The sequence below is a fragment of the Thauera phenylacetica B4P genome, from assembly GCF_000310225.1.
In the GTDB taxonomy this organism is placed as follows: domain Bacteria; phylum Pseudomonadota; class Gammaproteobacteria; order Burkholderiales; family Rhodocyclaceae; genus Thauera; species Thauera phenylacetica.
In genome coordinates this window covers 1-18,623 of record NZ_AMXF01000033.1, presented here as the reverse complement: position 1 = coordinate 18,623, position 18,623 = coordinate 1, and the positions used below count along the sequence as shown (strand labels likewise).

The 18,623-nt window shown below is 68.2% G+C and carries 11 protein-coding genes; 3 read left to right on the top strand and 8 right to left on the bottom strand.

Annotated elements, in window-relative coordinates; genetic code table 11:
* Positions 1 to 27: 27 nt before the first annotated feature.
* From C667_RS07030 to C667_RS06995, 8 genes are all read right to left on the bottom strand, one after another.
* Positions 28 to 2,073 carry a 3-hydroxyacyl-CoA dehydrogenase NAD-binding domain-containing protein gene (locus C667_RS07030; RefSeq protein WP_004359363.1) on the bottom strand — a complete coding sequence of 682 codons (2,046 nt, stop codon included), beginning with the start codon at positions 2,071 to 2,073 and terminating at the stop codon, positions 28 to 30.
* Positions 2,073 to 3,422, bottom strand: a complete 1,350-nt coding sequence (locus tag C667_RS07025) for an acetyl-CoA C-acetyltransferase (RefSeq protein ID WP_004359361.1) — start codon at positions 3,420 to 3,422, stop codon at positions 2,073 to 2,075. The genes C667_RS07030 and C667_RS07025 overlap by 1 nt, the downstream gene beginning before the upstream one ends.
* The gene (locus C667_RS07020; protein ID WP_039920937.1) at positions 3,419 to 5,905 is read right to left on the bottom strand and encodes an acyl-CoA dehydrogenase; all 2,487 of its coding nucleotides are present in this window, start codon (positions 5,903 to 5,905) and stop codon (positions 3,419 to 3,421) included. The genes C667_RS07025 and C667_RS07020 overlap by 4 nt, the downstream gene beginning before the upstream one ends.
* A 63-nt stretch (positions 5,906 to 5,968) precedes the next feature.
* Positions 5,969 to 6,667 carry a TetR/AcrR family transcriptional regulator gene (locus tag C667_RS07015; protein WP_004359356.1) on the bottom strand — a complete coding sequence of 233 codons (699 nt, stop codon included), beginning with the start codon at positions 6,665 to 6,667 and terminating at the stop codon, positions 5,969 to 5,971.
* Positions 6,668 to 6,803: 136 nt separating this feature from the next.
* Entirely contained in the window at positions 6,804 to 9,143 is a 2,340-nt protein-coding gene (locus C667_RS07010; RefSeq protein WP_004359355.1) for an efflux RND transporter permease subunit, read from the bottom strand.
* Positions 9,143 to 10,117: a WD40/YVTN/BNR-like repeat-containing protein gene (locus C667_RS07005; RefSeq protein WP_004359352.1), complete on the bottom strand. Its 975-nt coding sequence runs from the start codon at positions 10,115 to 10,117 to the stop codon at positions 9,143 to 9,145. Before C667_RS07005 ends, C667_RS07010 begins: the two co-directional genes overlap by 1 nt.
* A 143-nt stretch (positions 10,118 to 10,260) precedes the next feature.
* On the bottom strand, positions 10,261 to 11,592 hold the full coding sequence (locus tag C667_RS07000; protein ID WP_004359350.1) for a DUF1329 domain-containing protein: 1,332 nt from the start codon (positions 11,590 to 11,592) through the stop codon (positions 10,261 to 10,263).
* A gap of 29 nt (positions 11,593 to 11,621) precedes the next feature.
* A complete protein-coding gene (locus C667_RS06995) occupies positions 11,622 to 13,679 on the bottom strand; it encodes a DUF1302 domain-containing protein (RefSeq protein WP_004359348.1) in 2,058 nt (685 codons plus the stop codon).
* Positions 13,680 to 14,193: 514 nt separating this feature from the next.
* On the opposite strand from C667_RS06995, the gene C667_RS06990 reads away from it, so the two are divergent.
* The 3 genes from C667_RS06990 to C667_RS06980 form a co-directional block, all read left to right on the top strand.
* Positions 14,194 to 16,068: an ABCB family ABC transporter ATP-binding protein/permease gene (locus tag C667_RS06990; RefSeq protein ID WP_004359346.1), complete on the top strand. Its 1,875-nt coding sequence runs from the start codon at positions 14,194 to 14,196 to the stop codon at positions 16,066 to 16,068.
* 31 nt (positions 16,069 to 16,099) lie between these two features.
* Positions 16,100 to 17,851 carry a cation:proton antiporter domain-containing protein gene (locus C667_RS06985; RefSeq protein ID WP_004359344.1) on the top strand — a complete coding sequence of 584 codons (1,752 nt, stop codon included), beginning with the start codon at positions 16,100 to 16,102 and terminating at the stop codon, positions 17,849 to 17,851.
* A gap of 27 nt (positions 17,852 to 17,878) precedes the next feature.
* Positions 17,879 to 18,623, top strand: a 745-nt coding sequence (locus C667_RS06980; protein WP_004359342.1) for an asparaginase, incomplete at its 3' end; no start/stop codon positions are given.

The following is an 18,623-nucleotide window of genomic DNA, read 5'->3' as shown; positions in this document are numbered from 1 at the left end:
AGGCCATCGGGCACGGCTCGGGATGCTTCAGGTATGGCGCACGAGGCTGCCTGCGTGATGCAGCGGCCCACCGGTGTGCGGCGCGAAGCCGGTGCCGAAGATCACCCCGGCATCGGCGAGATCGGCGTCGGCGACCACCCCCTGCGCGACGCAGCGCTGCGTGGCAGCCAACAGCGGAGCAAGCACGCGCTCGGCCAGGCCGGGCGGGATGGGTGGGGGCGGGCGCGCGTCCGGGCTGCGCCTGCCCGGCAGCTGGCTCAGCAACCGGGCGAGCAGCCCCTCCGGCGCCGCCTCCTTGCCTGCGCCCTTGAGCGCCTTGCCTTCGACCCAGCGGTAGTAACCCTCCCCGCTCTTGCGCCCCAGCTTGCCCTCGGCCACCAGCTTGAGCAGGCGCGCGGGCGGCTCCGCGCCTTCGCCCGCCAGCACCTTGCCGGCGGCTACGGCGATATCCAGGCCCACGGTGTCGACCAGCTCGACCGGCCCCATCGGCATGCCGAATTCAACCAGCGCAGCGTCCACCGTCTCGGGGGCGATGCCCTCTTCCACGCAGCGCAAGGCTTCGAGCATGTAGGGTCCGAGCACGGCGTTGACCAGGAAGCCGGGCGCGCTCTGCACCGGCAGCGGCAGCTTGTCGATGCGGCGCACGAAGCCGGTGGCGCGACGCAGCACCTCGGCGTCGGTGGCCTCGCCCTGCACCACCTCGACCAGCGGCAGCATCGGCACCGGGTTGAAGAAGTGGATGCCGACCAGGCGCGACGGGTCTTTCAATGCCGTGGCGATGTCTTCCAGGCGCAGGCTGGAGGTGTTGGTGGCGAGCACCGCGTCGGGCCTGGCGCGCGCCTCGAGCTCGGCGAACAGGCTGCGCTTGACGTCCAGGTTCTCGAAGATCGCCTCGATGATCAGGTCGGCGCGCGCGGCACCCTCGCCCTTGGGGTCGGGGATCAGGCGGTCGAGGGTGAAGCGCACCTGCTTCGCATCGCCCTTGTGGCGGCGTTCGAACAGCTTGGCGGCGCGCGCGATGGCGGGGGCGATGCGCTCGACCGACTGGTCCTGCAGCGTCACCGTCATGCCGCGCAGCGCGCACACCGCGGCGATGTCGCCGCCCATCACGCCGGCGCCCACCACATGCACGTGGCGCGGCGCGAAATCGCTGTCCTTGCCGAAGGCCTTGAGGCGCTCCTGCAGGTGGAAGACGCGCACCAGGTTGCGCGCGGTGGGCGAGCTGAAGATGGCGTCGAGCGAGGACGGATCGCTGGCCGGGACGTCGAGCGCGTTGCCTGCGTATTTCTCCCAGATGTCGACGATCGCGAAGGGGGCCGGATAATTTGCCCGGCTGACCTTGCATGCGGCCTGGGCGCGCGCCTTGTCGGCCACCCTCTTGCGCAGCGGGCCGTTCATCGCCCAGCGCGTGGCGCGCTCCTTGGCCGGCAGCTTTCCGGCGGGCTTGCCTCCGAGCGCCACGATGCGCGCGGCCGACTCCATGACCCGCGCCGGCACGCAGTCGTCGGCCAAGCCGAGGCGCTTCGCCTTCTTCGCGTCGACGCTCTTGCCGGTCAGCATCAGGTCGAGCGCGGCGGCCGGACCGATGAGCGCGGGCAGGCGCAGCATGCCGCCCCAGCCGGGGACGATGCCGAGCATGACCTCGGGGAGCGCGAGCTTCGTACCCGGCTCGTCGACCACGATGCGGTGGCGGCAGGCGAGCGCGAGTTCCAGGCCGCCGCCCATGCAGTGGCCGCGGATCAGCGCCAGCGTCGGGTAGCGCACCTCGGCGAGGCGCTTGAACAGCAGCCAGCCGCGCTCGACCAGCATGCGCGCGGCGAGCACCGAATCCAGCCGCGAGAACTCCTCGATGTCGGCGCCGGCGATGAAGCCGGCCGGCTTGGCCGAGGCGATCACCAGCGCCTTGGGCGGCGCGGCGTCGAGCGCGTCGAGCACGCGGGCGAATTCGCTCATCACCTCGGACGACAGCACGTTCGTGCTCGCGTCCGCCTTGTCCAGGTCCAGCCACGCCAGGCCGGTGTCTTCACGGCGCAGGCGCCAGTGCTTCCAGTCTTGTTGCATGTTCGCGCTCATCACACCGTCTCCACCAGCATCGCCCCGCCTTGCCCGCCACCGATGCAGATGGTCGCCAGGCCGCGCCCGCCGCCCTTGCGGCGCAGCACCTCGAGCAGATGCAGCACGATGCGCGCACCGCTCGCGCCGACCGGGTGGCCGAGCGCGACCGCGCCGCCATCCACGTTGAGCCGTGACGCCTCGGGAGCACCCGGCGCATCGACGCCGAAGTGCGTGCGGCAGTAATCGTGGTCCTCGAAGGCACGCAGGCAGGCGATGACCTGCGCGGCGAAGGCCTCATTGAGCTCCCAGGCGTCGAGATCATTGGGCGCCAGGCCATGGCGCTGCAGGATCGGCATCGAGGCGTGCACCGGGCCGAGCCCCATCTGGTCGGGTGCGAGCGCCGCCCACTGGCTGTCGACGATGCGTCCGAGCGGCTTCAGGCCATGACGCGCGACCGCCTCTTCCGAAGCCAGCACCAGCCAGGCCGCGCCGTCGGTGATCTGCGAGCTGTTGCCCGGGGTGACGCGGCCGTACTTCCTGTCGAAGAAGGGTTTCAGCTTGGCGAGGTTGGCCATCGAGGAGTCGCGCCGCACGCCGTCGTCGGCCGCATACACCTGGCCGTCGCGGTCGATGAGCGGGACGATCTCGTCGGCGTAGTGCCCGGCGTCCTGCCCGGCGCACACGCGGCGGTGGCTCTCGACCGCGAAGGCGTCCATGTCCTCGCGCGTGATGCCGAACTTCCACGCCAGGTTCTCGGCGGTCTGGCCCATCAGCTGGCCGACGATCGGGTCGGTGAGGCCCTTCATGATGCCGATCACCGGGGCGAGATGGCCGAGGCGGAAGGTCTTCAGCATCGCCAGCCTGTCGCCGGTGCTGCGCGCCGCGTACCAGCCGGCGAGCCAGCGCACCATCTTCTCGGAGAACAGCAGCGGCGCGTGCGAGAGCGCATCGACGCCGCCGGCGAGCACGAGCTGGCTGCGCCCGCACTGCAGGTTGGCGATCGCGGAGTCGATCGCCTGCATGCCCGAGGCGCAGTTGCGCATCACCGTCCAGCCCGGCACCTGGTTGCCGCAGCCCAGGCGCAGCGCCACCACGCGGCCGATGTTGACCTCGTCGGCCGAGGGGCTGGCGCAGCCGAGGATGACCTCGTCGAGCTGGTCCGGCGCGAAGGGCTGGCGCATCAGCAGCGCGCTGCCCGCCGCGGTGGCGAGGTCGGAAGCGGTGAAGGGGCCGGGCGCGTTCTTCGCCTTCAGGAAGGGCGTGCGCCCACCATCGACGATGTAGATCGGCTTGGGCGCCGGACTCGCCTCCTTCTTCCCCGCGGGACGCGAGCGCTTGCCTTCGGAATGCCGTGCGCTCGCGTTCATGCACTCACCTGCTGCGCCAGCGAACGCTCGGGCATGGCCTGGACGGCGGCCTTGAGGTCGAGGTCGTAGGGGAAGTCATCCACGCGGATCACCTTGTTGCGCAGCGCATTGCGGCGCTCGACCAGCGCGAACTCACGCTCGTCGATCACGCCGGCGTGCAGGGCCACGCGCCAGATCTCGTCCACATCGCCCGAGGCGAGGTTCTTCGGATCGAAGCGGCCCTGGCGGCGGGCATCCTTGAGCTTGGCCTCGACCGGCTCGGCGGCCAGCGTCGCGGCGAGCGCGGCCTCGAGCGCACCGACCGGGTCCTCGATGTCGGTGGGCAGATGCACGTCCGCGGTCAGGCGGTCGCGCGTCGGCGAGGGTTCGAGCAGCAGCGCGGCGACCTTGTGGCCGAGCTTGTCCGAGGGCACGACGTAAGGGCGACCGAGCGGGAACACCACGACGCGGCGCAGCACGAAGGCGAACAGCTTGTTGGGGAAGTTCGCGATCACGCCCTCGAAGGCCTGCTGGATGCGGAACATGCAGTCCCAGATCGCCCAGTGCATCAGCGGCGCGTCGGCGCTGTGGCGGCCTTCGGACTCGTAGCGCTTGAGCGTGGCGGTGGCGAGGTACATCAGCGACAGGATGTCGCCCAGGCGCGCAGAGAGCTTCTCCTTGCGCTTCAGGGCGCCGCCCATGGTGCCCATCGAGATGTCGGCGATGAAGGCGAAGGCGGCCGAGAAGCGGGTGAGCTGCTGGTAATAGCGCCGCGTCTCGGGCGCCACGTCGCCGGGCACCTTGACGAAGTGCGAGCCGGTGAGACCCATGATCAGCGCGCGCGCGGCGTTCGACACGGTGAAGCCGACGTGGCCCCACAGCGCCTTGTCGAAGGCGACCAGGTCGCCCTTCTGCGCCGAGTGCATTTCCTTCAGCACATAGGGATGGCAGCGGATCGCGCCCTGGCCGAACAGGATCAGGCTGCGGGTGAGGATGTTGGCGCCTTCGACGGTGATGCCGACCGGGATCTGCTGGTAGGCGCGGCCGAGGAAGTTCTGCGGGCCGAGGCAGATGCCCTTGCCGCCGATCACGTCCATGCCGTCGTTCACCGTCTGCCGGGCACGCTCGGTGACGTGGTACTTGACGATGGCCGACACCACCGAGGGCTTCTCGCCGAGGTCGATCGCGCCGGCGGTCATCACGCGAGCGGCGTCGCTGAGGTAGGTGTTGGCGCCGATGCGGGTCAGCGCCTCCTCAACGCCCTCGAAGCGGCCGATCGCGGTCTTGAACTGGTAGCGCACGCGGGCATAGGCGCCGACGGCACGCGCGACCATCTTCTGCATGCCGGTGTTGGAGCCGGGCAGCGAGATGCTGCGCCCGGCGGCCAGGCACTCCATCAGCATGCGCCAGCCCTGGCCGGCCATCTTCGGCCCGCCGATGATGAACTCGAGCGGCACGAACACGTCCTTGCCGCGCACCGGGCCATTCATCCACACTGCATTGAGCGGAAAGTGGCGGCGGCCGATATCGACGCCAGGATGGTCGTGCGGAATCAGCGCGCAGGTGATGCCGAGGACCTCGTCGCCGCCGAGCAGGCGATCCGGGTCGTAGAGATGGAAGGCGAGGCCGAACACGGTGCACACCGGTGCGAGGGTGATGTAGCGCTTGTCGAAATTGACCCGCATGCCGAGCACTTCCTGGCCCTGCCACTCGCCCTTGCACACCACGCCGGCGTCGGGGATGGAGGCGGCGTCCGACCCCGCCCACGGGCTGGTGAGCGCAAAGGCGGGGATCTCCTCGCCGCTCGCCAGGCGCGGCAGGTAGTGCTGCTTCTGCTCGGGCGTGCCGTAGTGCAGCAGCAGCTCCGCCGGGCCGAGCGAGTTGGGTACCATCACGGTGACCGCGGGGGCGGAGGAGCGCGTGGAGAGCTTGGTGACGACCTGGGAGTGGGCGTAGGCCGAGAAGCCCTTGCCGCCATACTCCTTGGGAATGATCATGCCGAGGAAGCCCTTGGCCTTGATGTACTGCCAGACCTCGGCGGGCATGTCGCCCTGCTGGGTGCATTCCCAGTCGCGGGTCAGGCGGCAGAGCTCGTCGGTCTCGACCTCGAGGAAGGACTGCTCCTCTGGGGTCAGCTGCGGCCAGGGGTAGGCCTGCAGCTTCTTCCAGTCGGGCTGGCCGGCGAAGAGCTCGCCCTCCCACCACACCGTGCCGGCCTCGAGCGCATCCTTCTCGGTCTGCGACATGGTGGGCAGGGTGGCGCGGAAGGTGCCGAAGATGCGCGAGCTCAGGTGCTTCATGCGCAGAGAGTCGACCAGGAAGACGCTCATCACGCCGGCGAACACCGCCATCGCGAACAGGGTCAGCCAGAAGCCCCAGCCGGCGGCGATGCCGATCGCCAGCAACCAGGCCAGTCCCGCACCGAGCCAGGCAAAAAGAGGCGCCCGCCTGTAGGCGAGCGCACCTGCCAAGGGAGGGAGGGAAACCAGTAGCAACGAGATCATCTTTCTTCGTCTCCAGACTCGGTAAGGAACCATATGCGGGCCGCTATCACGGGCGACCCCAATTCAGTCGTCGGCGTGCGCGGGTGCATCCGCCCCGCTCGCGAGCTCGGGGAGGGGCGCACGCAGCCCACCGAGCAGGAAGGACATCAGGCGCGGGATCAGGCGCGCCGGATCCTCATCGTCGAACTTGCCGGCAAAGAGCTGCAGCGCGTCGGTGCCGGCAATCGCATACGAGGTGGCGCCCATCATGAAATGGAAGCGCCACAGGATTTCCTCGCGCGGGACGCCCGGCAGCGAGGCATACAGGGCGTCGAGGAAGCGCTCGAGGGTATCGGCGTACTCGGCGGCCAGGAACTTGCGCACGAAGGCATTCGGCTCGGTGTAGGTACGCCCCAGGAGCTGCATGAAGATGCGCCCGCCGTGGGTCTCGTCGGTCGCCATCTGCAGCGAGGGCTCGAAGAAGGCCTCGAGAACCTGCGACGGCTTGACCCCCACCCCAGCCGCGCCCGCAGCGTCCTCGACACGATCGAGCGCAGCCAGACGGCGCTGGTTGAGCTCGCCCAGCCGGAGTCGGAACACCTCCTGGATCAGGTTTTCCTTGCTGCCGAAGTGGTAGTTCACCGCCGCCAGGTTAACACCCGCGGTCGCCGTGATCATGCGCATCGAGGTCGCTTCCAGCCCGTGCTCCACGAACAGCGCCTCGGCCGCATCAAGGATGCGCCCTCGGGTTTCGGGCCCGCCCCGACCGCTTGCGCTGCTCATGATCGATCTCCTGAATGAAGCCGAGTTCATTCAAACGTATGTTTTAATTCTAAGGAAAAAGCCGCTTGCGTCAATATTTTTTATGCCTGGATTCGCGCTTTCGTTCGCAAATCCAGGCCAGTCGGCATGCTCGGCCTCAACCCGCCTTTGGCCCGCCTGCCGGTCGGTCACCCAGCAGCAGCGCGGCCAGCGCAGGCAGCAGGAGCAGGGCGCCAAGCATGTTGATGACGAACATCAGCGCCATCACCAGCCCCATGTCGGCCTGGAACTTGAGCGCCGAGAAGATCCACGTGCCCACGCCGACCGCCATCGTGGTCGCGGTGAACATCACCGCAGTGCCGCGCTGGCTCAGCGCCTGGTAGAAGGCGTCGGGCAGGCTGTCGCCGCGCTCGAAGCGGTGCGCCATGCGTTCGTAGAAATAGATGCCGTAATCGACGCCGATGCCGACCGCGATCGCCACCACCGGCAGCGTCGACACCTTGAGGCCGATGCCCAGCAGCGCCATCAGCGCGTTGCAGAACACTGCCGCGATCATCAGCGGCAGGATGATGCACAGCGTCGCCCGCCACGACCGGAACTCAAGGAAGAACAGCAGGCTGATCGCACCGAACACCAGCACCAGGATGGCGGTCGAAGCCGCATCCACCGCCTCGTTGGTCGCCGCCATGACGCCGACGTTGCCCGAGGCCAGCAGGAAATCGACCTGATCGCTGCGGTTGGCGGCGCGGAAGGCCTTCACCTCCTCGATGATGTGGGCGATCGTCGGCCCCTCGTGGTCGCGGGTGAAGATCAGCACCTGCATCGCGCTGCAGTCGGTGTTGAGCAGGCCGGTGCTGGTATCGACCGGCGTCACCGATTGCGCGAGCACGGTCGGATTGCGCGACAGCACGCGCCAGGCCGGGTTGCCCTCGTTCCAGCCGGCGTTGATCGTCTTCGCCACGCCGGGCAGGCCGACCACGCTCTGCACCCCATGGACGCCGCGCATCGTGGCCTCGAAGCGGTCGATGGTGTCCATGATCTCGAAGTTCGTGCACGCCCCATCCACGCCCGTGGTCTGCACGATCACCGACAGCACATCGACGCCGATGGAGAAGGAGTTCACGATCGCCGCCGCATCCTGGTTGTAGCGCGAATCCTCGTGCAGCTCGGGGATGCCGTGGCCGAGGTCGCCGGTGCGCAGGTCGCGCGACTTCCAGGTGGCCGCAGCAAGCAGCACCGCGGTGATCAACAGCACCACGGTGGCCCTCCTGGGCTCAGCCAGCGTGCGCAGGCGCTTCCAGAGCCAGTGATCCTTGGTCTCCGCCGTCATCGTGCGCCGCATTGCGGTCGCATCCAGCCGGGTCCACGACAGCAGCACAGGCAACAGCAGCATGTTGGTGATCAGGATCAGGCCGACGCCTAGGCCGGCGGTGAGCGCGAGCTCGCGCACCATGTCGATCTCGATGCGCATGATCACCAGGAAGCCGACCACGGTCGTGGTCAGCGCCATCGACCCGGGCAGGATCAGGCGCAGGAAGGCGTTGTGCGCGGCGGTGAGCGGACCAGCGCCTTCCATGATCTCCAGCCGCCAGGCGTGGGTCATCTGCACCGCATGGCTCACACCGATGGCGAAGATCAGGAAGGGCACAAGGATGGACATCGGGTCGATACCGAAGCCGATCAGCGGCAGCAGCCCCATCAGCCACACCACCGGCACCATCGCGCACACCAGGGTGAGCGCGGCGAGCTTGACCGAGCCGGAATACAGGAACAGCAGCACCGCGGTGATCCCGAACGCCACCAGGAAGAACACCAGCACGCCGCGCGCGCCGTCGGTGATGTCGCCGACCGCCTTCGCGAAGCCGATGATATGCACGTCCAGGCCTTCGCCAGCATGGCGCGCGCGCAGCTCCTCGAGCTGCTTCGCCACCGACAGGTAATCCAGGCGGGCACCGGTGTTGGGGTCGATCTCGAGCAGTTCGGCGCTGATCATCGCCGCGCGGTGGTCGTTCGACACCAGGCGGCCGACGCGGCCGGACTTGAGCACGTTCTGGCGCACGGTCTCGAGGTCCTCCGCGCTGCCCTCGAAGTCGGCCGGGATCACGTTGCCACCCGCGAAGCCGGCTTCCACCACCTCGATGAAGCGCACGTTGGGCGTGAACAGCGAGGTGACGGTGGCGCGATCCACCCCGGGGATGAAGAAGATCTCGTCGGTGGCGGCCTTCAGCTTCTGCATGAACCCGGCGTTGTAGATGTCGCCCTCGTGCTGGCGCAGCGCCACCAGCACGCGGTTGGCCCCGCCGAAGGTGTTGCGGTAGGCCATGAAGGTCTTCATGTACTCGTGTTCGAGCGGGATCATCTTCTCGAACCCGGCATCGACCTGCAGCCGGCTCGCCGACGCGCCCAGCAGCACGGTCATCACCACGAACAGGCCGAGGAAGAACGTGCGCCGCTTGAACAGCAAGAGGCCAAGAAATTCGACGAAGCGCTTCAACATCAGGATTTCTCCCCGGTCGCCGACGGCAGGGCCATGCGCTCGACACCCTCCTCGCCCACCAGCAGGATCTCGCCGCCGCCGATCTCCGCCACCGCCGCGCGCACCAGCCGGTCCGGCCCATCGAAGCGCGCAAAGCTGCGGCCCTGATCCGCGCTCACCAGCACCACGCCACTCTGCCCCACCAGCACCAGCCGCCCGTCGGCGAGCACGCGACCGCCGAACAGCGAGGACTGCACGCCGGTGTCGATCTCGGTCCAGCTGTCGCCGCCGTCTTCGCTGCGGAACACGTTGCCGCGCATGCCGAACACCAGCGCGCTGCCGTCGGACAGTGCGAGCGCGTTGAAGAAGGAACCGGCATACGGCGACTCCAGCGCCTGCCAGGTCTCGCCCCCGTCGTCCGAGCGCAGCAGGGTGCCGGCCTCGCCTGCGATCAGGAAACGCTCGCCGCCGAGGCCCAGCACGGCGTTGAGATGCAGGGCCTCCTCGTTCGCCTCGAGCTCGCGCGCCGCCCAGTTCGAGCCGCCATCTGCGGTGGCGAGGAAGCGCCCATAGGCGCCGACCGCGAAGCCCTTGCCGGACGCATCCACCCACAGGCCGAGCAGGGGCTCCTCCGCCTCGGGCTCGGACTGCACCCGCTGCCAGTTCTCGCCGCCGTCCTCGCTGCGCAGGATCACCGCGTCGTGGCCGACCGCCAGCACGCGCTGAGCATCGATGAAGCGCACCGTGGTCAGCGTTGCGGTGTTCGGCGACACCGCGGCACGCCAGTTCGTACCCCGGTCATCGGAAACGAAGACGCCTCCGCGCTCGCCCACCGCCACCAGGCGGCCGGCGGCGCTCTCGGCCACGTCGAGCATCTGCAGGTGGCCGATCAGCGTCCGCGTCGGCGGCATGGGCGGCACGCTGCGCTCGGAGGACGAATACGCCATCGCGGCCAGCACGAAGACGACGAACAGGACGCCGATGACTCGATTCATGAGGAAAGGCTCGCATGCAGCTCGGCTCCGGAACGCAGGGCCGGGCAGGAGGGACGGAAGGTCTTTCTGGATGCGGATGCGGGGGCCGACGCCCCCGCCCCGCTTCGTTTCAGGCCCGGCACCACAGCGCCGGGCCAGACGGGTCAGCGCGTCCCGACGCCGCGCAGGCCTGCAGGCGTGAAGTCGGCCGGACGCGCCTCGATGGTCTGATAGACACGCGCTTCGTCGTTGCGCAGGCCCATCGCGATGTAGCGGCCCGACTGCAGGTCGTGGTGGACCTCCAGGCTCGGGTACAGCATCGGGATGTCGTACCAGTTGATCGAGTGCAGCTCCGACACGCGCCACAGCTGGTCGCGGGCGTCGTACTTGTCGATCACCAGGATCGACCACGAGTCCTCGTCCAGGTAGAAGGTGCGGCGCTTGTAGCTGTGGCTGGTGCCGTCCTTGAGCGTGGCATCCACCACCCACACGCGGTGCAGCTCGTAGCGCGTGAGCTCGGGGTTCATGTGGCCCGCCTGCAGCACGTCGGCCATCTTCACCGTGTTGCCGACCAGCTTGTAGGCGTTGTAGGGGACGTAGATCTCCTTCTTGCCCACCAGCTTCCAGTCGTAACGGTCGATGGCGCCGTTGTACATGTCGAAGTCGTCGTTGGTGCGCAGGCCGTCGGCCGCGGTGCCCGGGTTGTCGTAGGCGACATTGGGCGCCAGGCGCACGCGGCGCTGGCCGGGGTTGTAGGTCCACGCCTGGCGACGGTCGAGGAACTCATGCACCAGCAGGATCTGCCCCGCCAGGCGCGCGGGCGCCGTCACCGTCTGCAGGAAGTTGAACAACTTGCCCTGCTCGATCTGCTCCGGCGACTTGCTCAGGCTGCCGTAGTGGAAGTCGTACTGGTACTCGAAGCGCACCGGCGTGTAGGTGCCCTGGCGCGTCACCGCGGCCTGGCTCCAGTTCATCGCGTAGGCCTCGCCGCGGTAGCGCGCGAGGTGGTTCCAGATCGCCTCGGCGCCGTTCTGCGGCACCGGGAAGGGAATGCCGCCGGTCGTGCCCTCGATCGTGCGCCCGCTATCGACCAGCTTGGCGCGGCTGGCGTTGGCGACGGTCTGGTCGTAGTGCCCCTGAGGGAAGGCCGCGCTGCGCCGCGTCGGGTAGACGTTCATCTTCCACGTGGCGTAGGTCTTGAGCATCTCGACCTGGCCCGGCGTGAGCTTGTCGGCGTGCTGGGCGTGGTTGGCGGCGTCGATGGTGAACAGCGGCTTGTCGGCGGCGAAGGGATCGGCGTAGTGGCTGCCCGCTGCATGTCCGGCCGGCGCGGCCTTGAGGCCGCCGTCCCAGGCGGGGATGGTGCCCGCCGCGTTGCCCGCCTGCTCCGCGCCCATCGGCGTCAGGTCCTTGCCCAGCCGCGACGCATCGGCCATGGCCGGCGCGGACAGCGCCACCGCGAGCGCCGCGCCGAGAATCGTGAGTGTCTTGCGCATGTCGTTTGTCTCCAGATCCGGTGTGGTGCTCAGAACGAATAGCTGACGCTGACCGAGAGGAAGTCGCGGTCGTAGAGGGGGTTGGTGTGGCTGGCGTAGGTCTGGGGCTGACCGGCGGTATTGGCCACCGGATCCGTGCCGCTGACCTTCTTGCCGCCGAAGAAGCTGCTGTAGGCGATGTCGGCCTGCCAGTTCTGCCGGTAATTGAAGCCCAGCCCCAGCGTGACCGCCTTGGCGCCTTCGTTGAAGGTCGGGCTGCGACCACTTACGTCATGAGAGAAAGCGATGCGCGGGGATACGTTCACCCCGGCAAAGGCGTTCGGATAATCGAAGCGCGCCAGCAGGCGATAGCCCCAGGAGTTCTCGCTCATGAAGCAGTTCGAATCCGCCGAACCAAAGGAGGCGCCGGTCGATGAGCCCGGCTGCGGCAGATGACAACCCGCTGCTGCGAACTTCACCCCGCTCGGCAGTTGCAGACGGGTGTAGCCAAGCTCTCCAATCAGCACCATCTGCTCAGCACCCAGCACCTGGGTGAAGGCCTTCGTGCCGGTCATCTGCACTTGGTGCATCTTCACCCGGCGGTAGCCAGTGATCTCGTCGCCGTATTTGACGGTGCTGAGCTCCGCTGGAGTGGTGCCAGTGATCTGATTCGGGATCCCGAGCGCCGCACCGAGCAGTTCCGCCGAGGGCAGCTGTACCGGCTGATTGCGGCGATATGAGTATTCGCCTTGCAGGGCGATCCCGGCCGGGCCTTCGGTGTTGAAGCTCAAGCCAAACAGCTTGATGTCCTTCGGATACTCAACGAAATACGACCCTGCACCACCAGACAGCGCGGCAGTCAAGCAAGCGGCGTTCGTCGCGTTCAATGCGGAGAGCGCCGTGGCCGCACTGACGCCACCCACGATAGATGCGAGTGCCCCAATGTTCGCTGGAGTTTGCAGAAAACCAAAGGTGGGAATATCAAGGACACTGCAACCAGGCCCAGCAGAGTAAGGAGTCAATCCGGCCGCCGTCAAAGCGCCACTTTCAGGGCCCGACAAGGGTCGCGCAATCGACCCGGGTGCGGTAATTCCACCTCTATAGCCCGACACGAACGGCGTGCGGCTGTGGTAATTGACGTGATACAGACCGATCTCGGTGTGATTCCACTCGGGCAGGAAGGCGCGCAACGCAAAGCCGTATTCGCCACCATTGCCCGGCTCGCGGTCCTTCGACCTGGGCGCGATCAGCGCGCCGGCCGGATCCACCGGGAAGAGTCCGGACGGGGGCGCGCCCAACGCGACGTTCTGATCGTTGCGCCGCCCAAAGCCCGTATATGCATTCGATCCACCCGCCGACACAAAATCATTCGTGCTGAAGAAGGTCCCCGCAGGCTCGATTTTGGTCTTCTCCCACTCGGCCATCCACACCACCTCGGCGGAGACGTTGTCGGTGAGTTCCTGCGACGCCCACAACATGCCGATCGGCGTGAGGCCTTCCTTGAGTTCGGAGCCTGGCACGCGCAGGCGACTGACATTGACCGGGTTGAGGATGTTGATGCCGTTCTGGATGAAGGTGCTCTCGCCCCAGCTCACCACCTGGCGGCCGGCGCGCACGTTGAGCGCACGGCCGCCGACATCGAAGCGACCACGCACATAGGCATCGAGCAGCTCGGCATCGCGCCCCAGCTCGCCGCGCGCGGCATTGGTCATGCCGCTCTTGTGCATGAAAGCGTGGTCGTAGAAATAGGTGCCGCGGAAGAAGGCGCCGAAGTTCTGGTAGTTCAGTTCGAGATCGTGCGTGGCCTTGAACGCGAGCGAGACCATGTCGCCCTTGTCGTACTTGAGGTTGCCGTCGTCTGAGTTGGGGTCGCGCGAGGTGCCGCCGTTGGCGATGCTGATCAGCGACGACTCGCGGTCCTGCATCCGCCATAACCCACCGATCGACAGGGTGGTATCGAAACTGCCCGTGACCTCGCCGCTGGCGCTGGTGAATTCGAAGGCGTGCGCATTGGGCGCGGCCATCAGGGCGAGGGCGACCGATGCGGCCAGGGTGCTCAGCGCCAGGACCGGGCGCTGCGAACGAACTAAGGCGTGACTCCGACTCATTTGACTCCTCCTCGAGAGCGATGCGCCCGCCGGGGCGACGCGGGCATTCTTATGGGTGCGGAAAATCCGCGGGGCGCGCCTTCTTTGGGCGCAGCGTGTTCTGGCTGCCGCTGGGTCAAGCATGCGGTCCCGGGTGCGAGCTGTCTCGTCCGGAAAAACACGTACGCCCCAACGCCGTCCGGCCTGCTCTGCTCAAGGGAGTCCAGGGCCCGACAAATGAACGCATCGAAATAACTAATTCGAACGTTTGTTTGAATCCTACAAAGTCCGCGCCGGAAGTCAAGCGCCCGCATGCGTTTTTTGCCGGCGCCGTGAGCAATTTGACGCCATCGTGCAGCACCAACAGAATCCGGGCTTCGCGAACGCACGCGCCGCGGACCGCCTCGGCCGCCAGCAAGCCTTCCACCGCGCGTCAGCGCGCCACACAAGCGCACAGCCCGCCCGAACCGCCCCGGCCTCGCGCAGCGTCTTCGCCCCGACGCTCCAGCCTGACTGCTCCATCGACGGAAATCCCATGAGACGCGCCCCCGCTTCCACCCTGCCCGCTCCCGCCACCGGCGATCGCCACGACTGGCAGACGCTGAAGAGCCTGTTCCCCTTCATCTGGGCCTACAAGGGCCGGGTGATCTTCGCGCTCGCCTGCCTGGTGGCCGCCAAGGGCGCCAACGTGTCGGTGCCGATCATCTTCAAGCACCTGATCGACGGCCTCACGATCACCCCCCAGCAGGCCTTCATCGTCGTGCCGGCAGCATTGCTGCTGGCCTACGGCGCGCTGCGCTTCTCGACCTCGCTGCTGACCGAGCTGCGCGAGGTGGTGTTCGCGCGCGTGACCCAGCAGGCGGTGCGCGAGATCTCGCTGCGCGTGTTCCGCCATCTGCACGCGCTGTCGCTGCGCTTCCACCTCGAGCGCCAGACCGGCGGACTCACGCGCGACATCGAACGCGGCACGCGCTCGATCGGCTCGCTGATCAGCTACACGCTGTATTCGATCCTGCCCACGCTGATCGAGATCGGCATGGTGATCGGCATCCTGCTGGTCAGTTACGACTCGGTCTTCGCGCTCATCACGCTCTCCGCGCTGACGATCTACATCGTGTTCACCGTCAAGGTCACCAACTGGCGTACCGCGCTGCGGCGCGAGGCCAACGAGCTCGACTCCGCCGCCAACGCGCGCGCGATCGACAGCCTGATCAACTACGAGACGGTGAAGTACTTCAACAACGAGGAGTTCGAGGCCCGGCGCTACGACGAGCAGTTGCAGAAGTGGACCAAGGCGCAGGTCACCAACCAGTACTCGCTGTCGGCGCTCAACGTCGGCCAGGCGGCGATCATCGCGGTCGCGGTGACGGCGATGATGTGGCAGGCGGCGATCCGGGTGGCGAGCGGCGAGATGACGATCGGCGACATCGTGCTGGTCAACGCCTTCATGATCCAGCTCTACATCCCACTCAACTTCCTCGGCGTGCTCTACCGCGAGATCCGCCAGGCGCTCACCGACATCGAGCGCATGTTCGGCCTCATGCACACCCAGCGCGAGATCGCCGACGCGCCCGACGCCCGCGCACTGCCCGCAGGGCCGGCGAGCGTGCGCTTCGAGAACGTGAGCTTCGCCTACGACGCCAAGCGGCCGATCCTCTTCGACGTCGATTTCGACATCCCGGCCGGCAGCACGGTGGCGGTGGTCGGCCACTCCGGCTCGGGCAAGTCGACGCTCGCCCGCCTGCTGTATCGCTTCTACGACGTGCAGGGCGGCGCGCTGCGCATCAACGGCCACGACCTGCGCAGCCTCACCCAGGACAGCCTGCGCGCGGCGATCGGCATCGTCCCGCAGGACACGGTGCTGTTCAACGACACGCTGTACTACAACATCCACTACGGCCGCCCCGGCGCCAGCCGCGAGGAGGTCGAGGCCGCCGCGCGCGCCGCGCAACTGGAGGACTTCATCCGCCAGTTGCCCGAGGGCTACGAGACCCGCGTCGGCGAGCGCGGGCTCAAGCTCTCGGGTGGCGAGAAGCAGCGCGTCGCGATCGCACGCGCGCTGCTGAAGAACCCCGCCATCCTGATCTTCGACGAGGCCACCTCGGCGCTCGACTCGCGGACCGAGAAGGCCATCCAGGCGCAGATCGAGCTGGCCGCGGAAGGCCGCACCGCGCTGGTGATCGCGCACCGGCTGTCCACGATCATGAACGCGGACGAGATCATCGTGCTCGACAAGGGCCGCATCGTCGAGCGCGGCCACCACGCGCCGCTGCTGGCGCAGGGCGGCGCCTACGCGCAGATGTGGCTGCTGCAGCAGCAGGAGGAAGCGGCAGACGGCGTGGCGGCCGGCCCCCGGGATGAAGGCCCGGATGCCAAGTCTTTCGCCGCGCCCGCGGGCGGCGTGGCGTAGACTGTTGGGATAGTCCTCGCACAAGGCCCGCATGGATTCCCACGACAGCTTTCCCTTCCTCAAGGAAATCATCCTCTTCCTCGCGCTGAGCGGCGTGCTGATGCCGCTGCTGTCGCGCCTCAGGATCAACCCCGTGCTCGGTTTCCTGTCGGTCGGGGTGCTGCTCGGCCCCTACGGCCTCGCCTCACTCGCGCAGGCCTGGCCGCCGCTGTCGTGGTTCACCTTCGCGCGCCCCGACCAGGTGGAATTCCTCGCCGAGCTCGGGGTGATCTTCCTGATGTTCATGATCGGCCTCGAGATGTCGGTCGAGCGCCTGTGGTCGATGCGCCGGCTGGTGTTCGGGCTCGGCGGCCTGCAGGTCGCGCTGTCGGCGGCGGCCGTCGGCGGGCTCGCGCTGTGGTTCGGCAACGGCATCGAGGCGGCGGTGATCCTCGGCGTGGTGCTGGCCTTCTCGTCCACCGCGATCGTCATGCAGCTGCTGATCCAGCGCCACGAGCTCGGCACGCCGCTCGGCCAGGCCTCGTTCGCCATCCTGCTGTTCCAGGACCTCGCGGTGGTGCCGCTGCTGGTGCTGATCAGCATCCTCGGCGCCTCCTCCGGCGAAGGCAGCTTCGCCAGCCTGCTCGGCCTCGCGATGCTCAAGGGCGTGCTCACCGTGGTGGGCATCTACCTCGTCGGCCGTCGCGTGGTGCGTCCGCTCTTCCACCAGATCGCGGTCGACAAGCAGCCCGACACCTTCACCGCCCTCACCCTGCTCACCACCCTGGGCGTGGCCGCGCTGACCTGGGTGGCCGGCCTGTCGATGGCGCTCGGCGCCCTGCTCGCCGGCCTGATCATCGCCGAGACCGAGTTCCGCCACGAGGTCGAGATCACCATCGAGCCCTTCAAGGGCCTGCTGATGGGCCTGTTCTTCATGTCGGTGGGCATGGGCATCGATCTGCGCGCGCTGCTCGCCGAGCCGCTGTGGATCCCGCTCTCGGTCGTCGGCCTGCTGGCGATGAAGGCGCTGATCGTGTTCGTGCTGCTGCGGGTCTTCGGGCTGTCGTGGGGGCGCTCGGCGGAGGGCGGCCTGCTGCTCGGCCAGGGCGGCGAATTCGCCTTCATCGTGATCGGCATGGCGCTCGCGCTCGGCCTGCTCGAACGCCAGGTCGGCCAGTTCATGCTGATCGTGGTCGGTGTGTCGATGCTCGCCGCGCCCGTGGTCGCTCGCCTCGGGCAGAGCCTGGGCGACCACATCGACCGCCGCATCGCGCCGCCAGCCGCAGAAGACGACGCCGAACTCGGCGAGCTCGGCGGCCACGTGATCATCGCCGGCTACGGCCGCGTCGGCCAGCTCGTCGGGCAGATGCTGGAAGAGCAAGGGGTGAGCTACGTCGCCATCGAGAACAACGCCCAGCTCATCGCCCACCAGCGCAAGGCCGGCGTGCCGCTGGTGTTCGGCGACGCCAGCCGCCCGGAGCTGCTGCGCAAGCTGCGCCTCGACCAGGCGCGCGCGGTGGTGCTGACCATGGACCACACCGCCGCCGCGATCCACGCGGTGCATGGCATCCGCCGCATGGTGCCGATGATGCGCATCATCGCCCGCGCACGCGACGAGAAGCACGCGCTGCTGCTGCGCGAGGCCGGCGCCTCGGTGGTGGTGCCCGAAACCCTGGAGTCCAGCCTCAAGCTCACCGGCTGGGTGCTGGAGACCCTGGGCATCCCGCCCGACGCCGCGCTCCGCCTGGTCGAACAGGAACGCGAGCGGCGCATCATCGCCCTGCGCGACACCGGCAACGCCTGACCGCCCCCTGACGAATCCCCCGCCCACATGATCCCGCAGTCCACCGCCCTCCAGATCCTGCGCAAGCCGCGCATCGCGCTCCTCGCCACCGGCGGCACCATCGCCGGCACGGCCGGCTCGGCCACCGACACCCGCGACTACACCGCCGGCCAGCTCGGCCCCGAGGCCCTGCTCGCCGCCGTGCCCCAGCTGGCCGAGCTCGCCCGCATCGACGCCACCCAGGTCTTCAGCGTCGACAGCAAGGACATGACACCGCAGCACTGGCTGGTGCTGTCGCGCCGGGTGCAGCGGCTGATGGACGACCCCGCGGTCGACGGCGTCGTCATCACCCATGGCACCGACACGCTGGAAGAGACGGCCTGTTTCCTCAACATCACCGTCGCCACCACCAAGCCGGTGGTGATGACCGCGGCGATGCGCCCGGCCACCGCGCTGTCGGCCGACGGCCCGCTCAACCTCTACCAGGCGGTCGAGCTCACCTGCCGCCCGGCGGCCGCGCGCGCGGGCGTGCTGGCGGTGATCGGCGACCGCATCGTGCCCGCGGCCGCCCTCGCCAAACGCCACCCCTCGGCGGTGGATGCGTTCGCGTTCGAGGGCGCGCTCACCACGCTCGCCAGCGACGCCGCGCTGCAGGCGCTGGCGCCCTCGCGCTACAGCCGCGTCGTGCTGCCGGACGAGCTGCAGCACCTGCCGCCGGTGGAACTCCTCGCCGTGGCCGCGGGCAGCTCGCCCGCGCTCGCCTCGGCGGTGGCGCGCGCGCTCGCGCGCGCCC

Coding starts and splice junctions, on each gene's coding strand:
- C667_RS07030 (WP_004359363.1), bottom strand. CDS start 2,073: ATGAGCGCGAACATGCAACAAGACTGGAAGCACTGGCGCCTGCGCCGT.
- C667_RS07025 (WP_004359361.1), bottom strand. CDS start 3,422: ATGAACGCGAGCGCACGGCATTCCGAAGGCAAGCGCTCGCGTCCCGCG.
- C667_RS07020 (WP_039920937.1), bottom strand. CDS start 5,905: ATGATCTCGTTGCTACTGGTTTCCCTCCCTCCCTTGGCAGGTGCGCTC.
- C667_RS07015 (WP_004359356.1), bottom strand. CDS start 6,667: ATGAGCAGCGCAAGCGGTCGGGGCGGGCCCGAAACCCGAGGGCGCATC.
- C667_RS07010 (WP_004359355.1), bottom strand. CDS start 9,143: ATGTTGAAGCGCTTCGTCGAATTTCTTGGCCTCTTGCTGTTCAAGCGG.
- C667_RS07005 (WP_004359352.1), bottom strand. CDS start 10,117: ATGAATCGAGTCATCGGCGTCCTGTTCGTCGTCTTCGTGCTGGCCGCG.
- C667_RS07000 (WP_004359350.1), bottom strand. CDS start 11,592: ATGCGCAAGACACTCACGATTCTCGGCGCGGCGCTCGCGGTGGCGCTG.
- C667_RS06995 (WP_004359348.1), bottom strand. CDS start 13,679: ATGAGTCGGAGTCACGCCTTAGTTCGTTCGCAGCGCCCGGTCCTGGCG.
- C667_RS06990 (WP_004359346.1), top strand. CDS start 14,194: ATGAGACGCGCCCCCGCTTCCACCCTGCCCGCTCCCGCCACCGGCGAT.
- C667_RS06985 (WP_004359344.1), top strand. CDS start 16,100: ATGGATTCCCACGACAGCTTTCCCTTCCTCAAGGAAATCATCCTCTTC.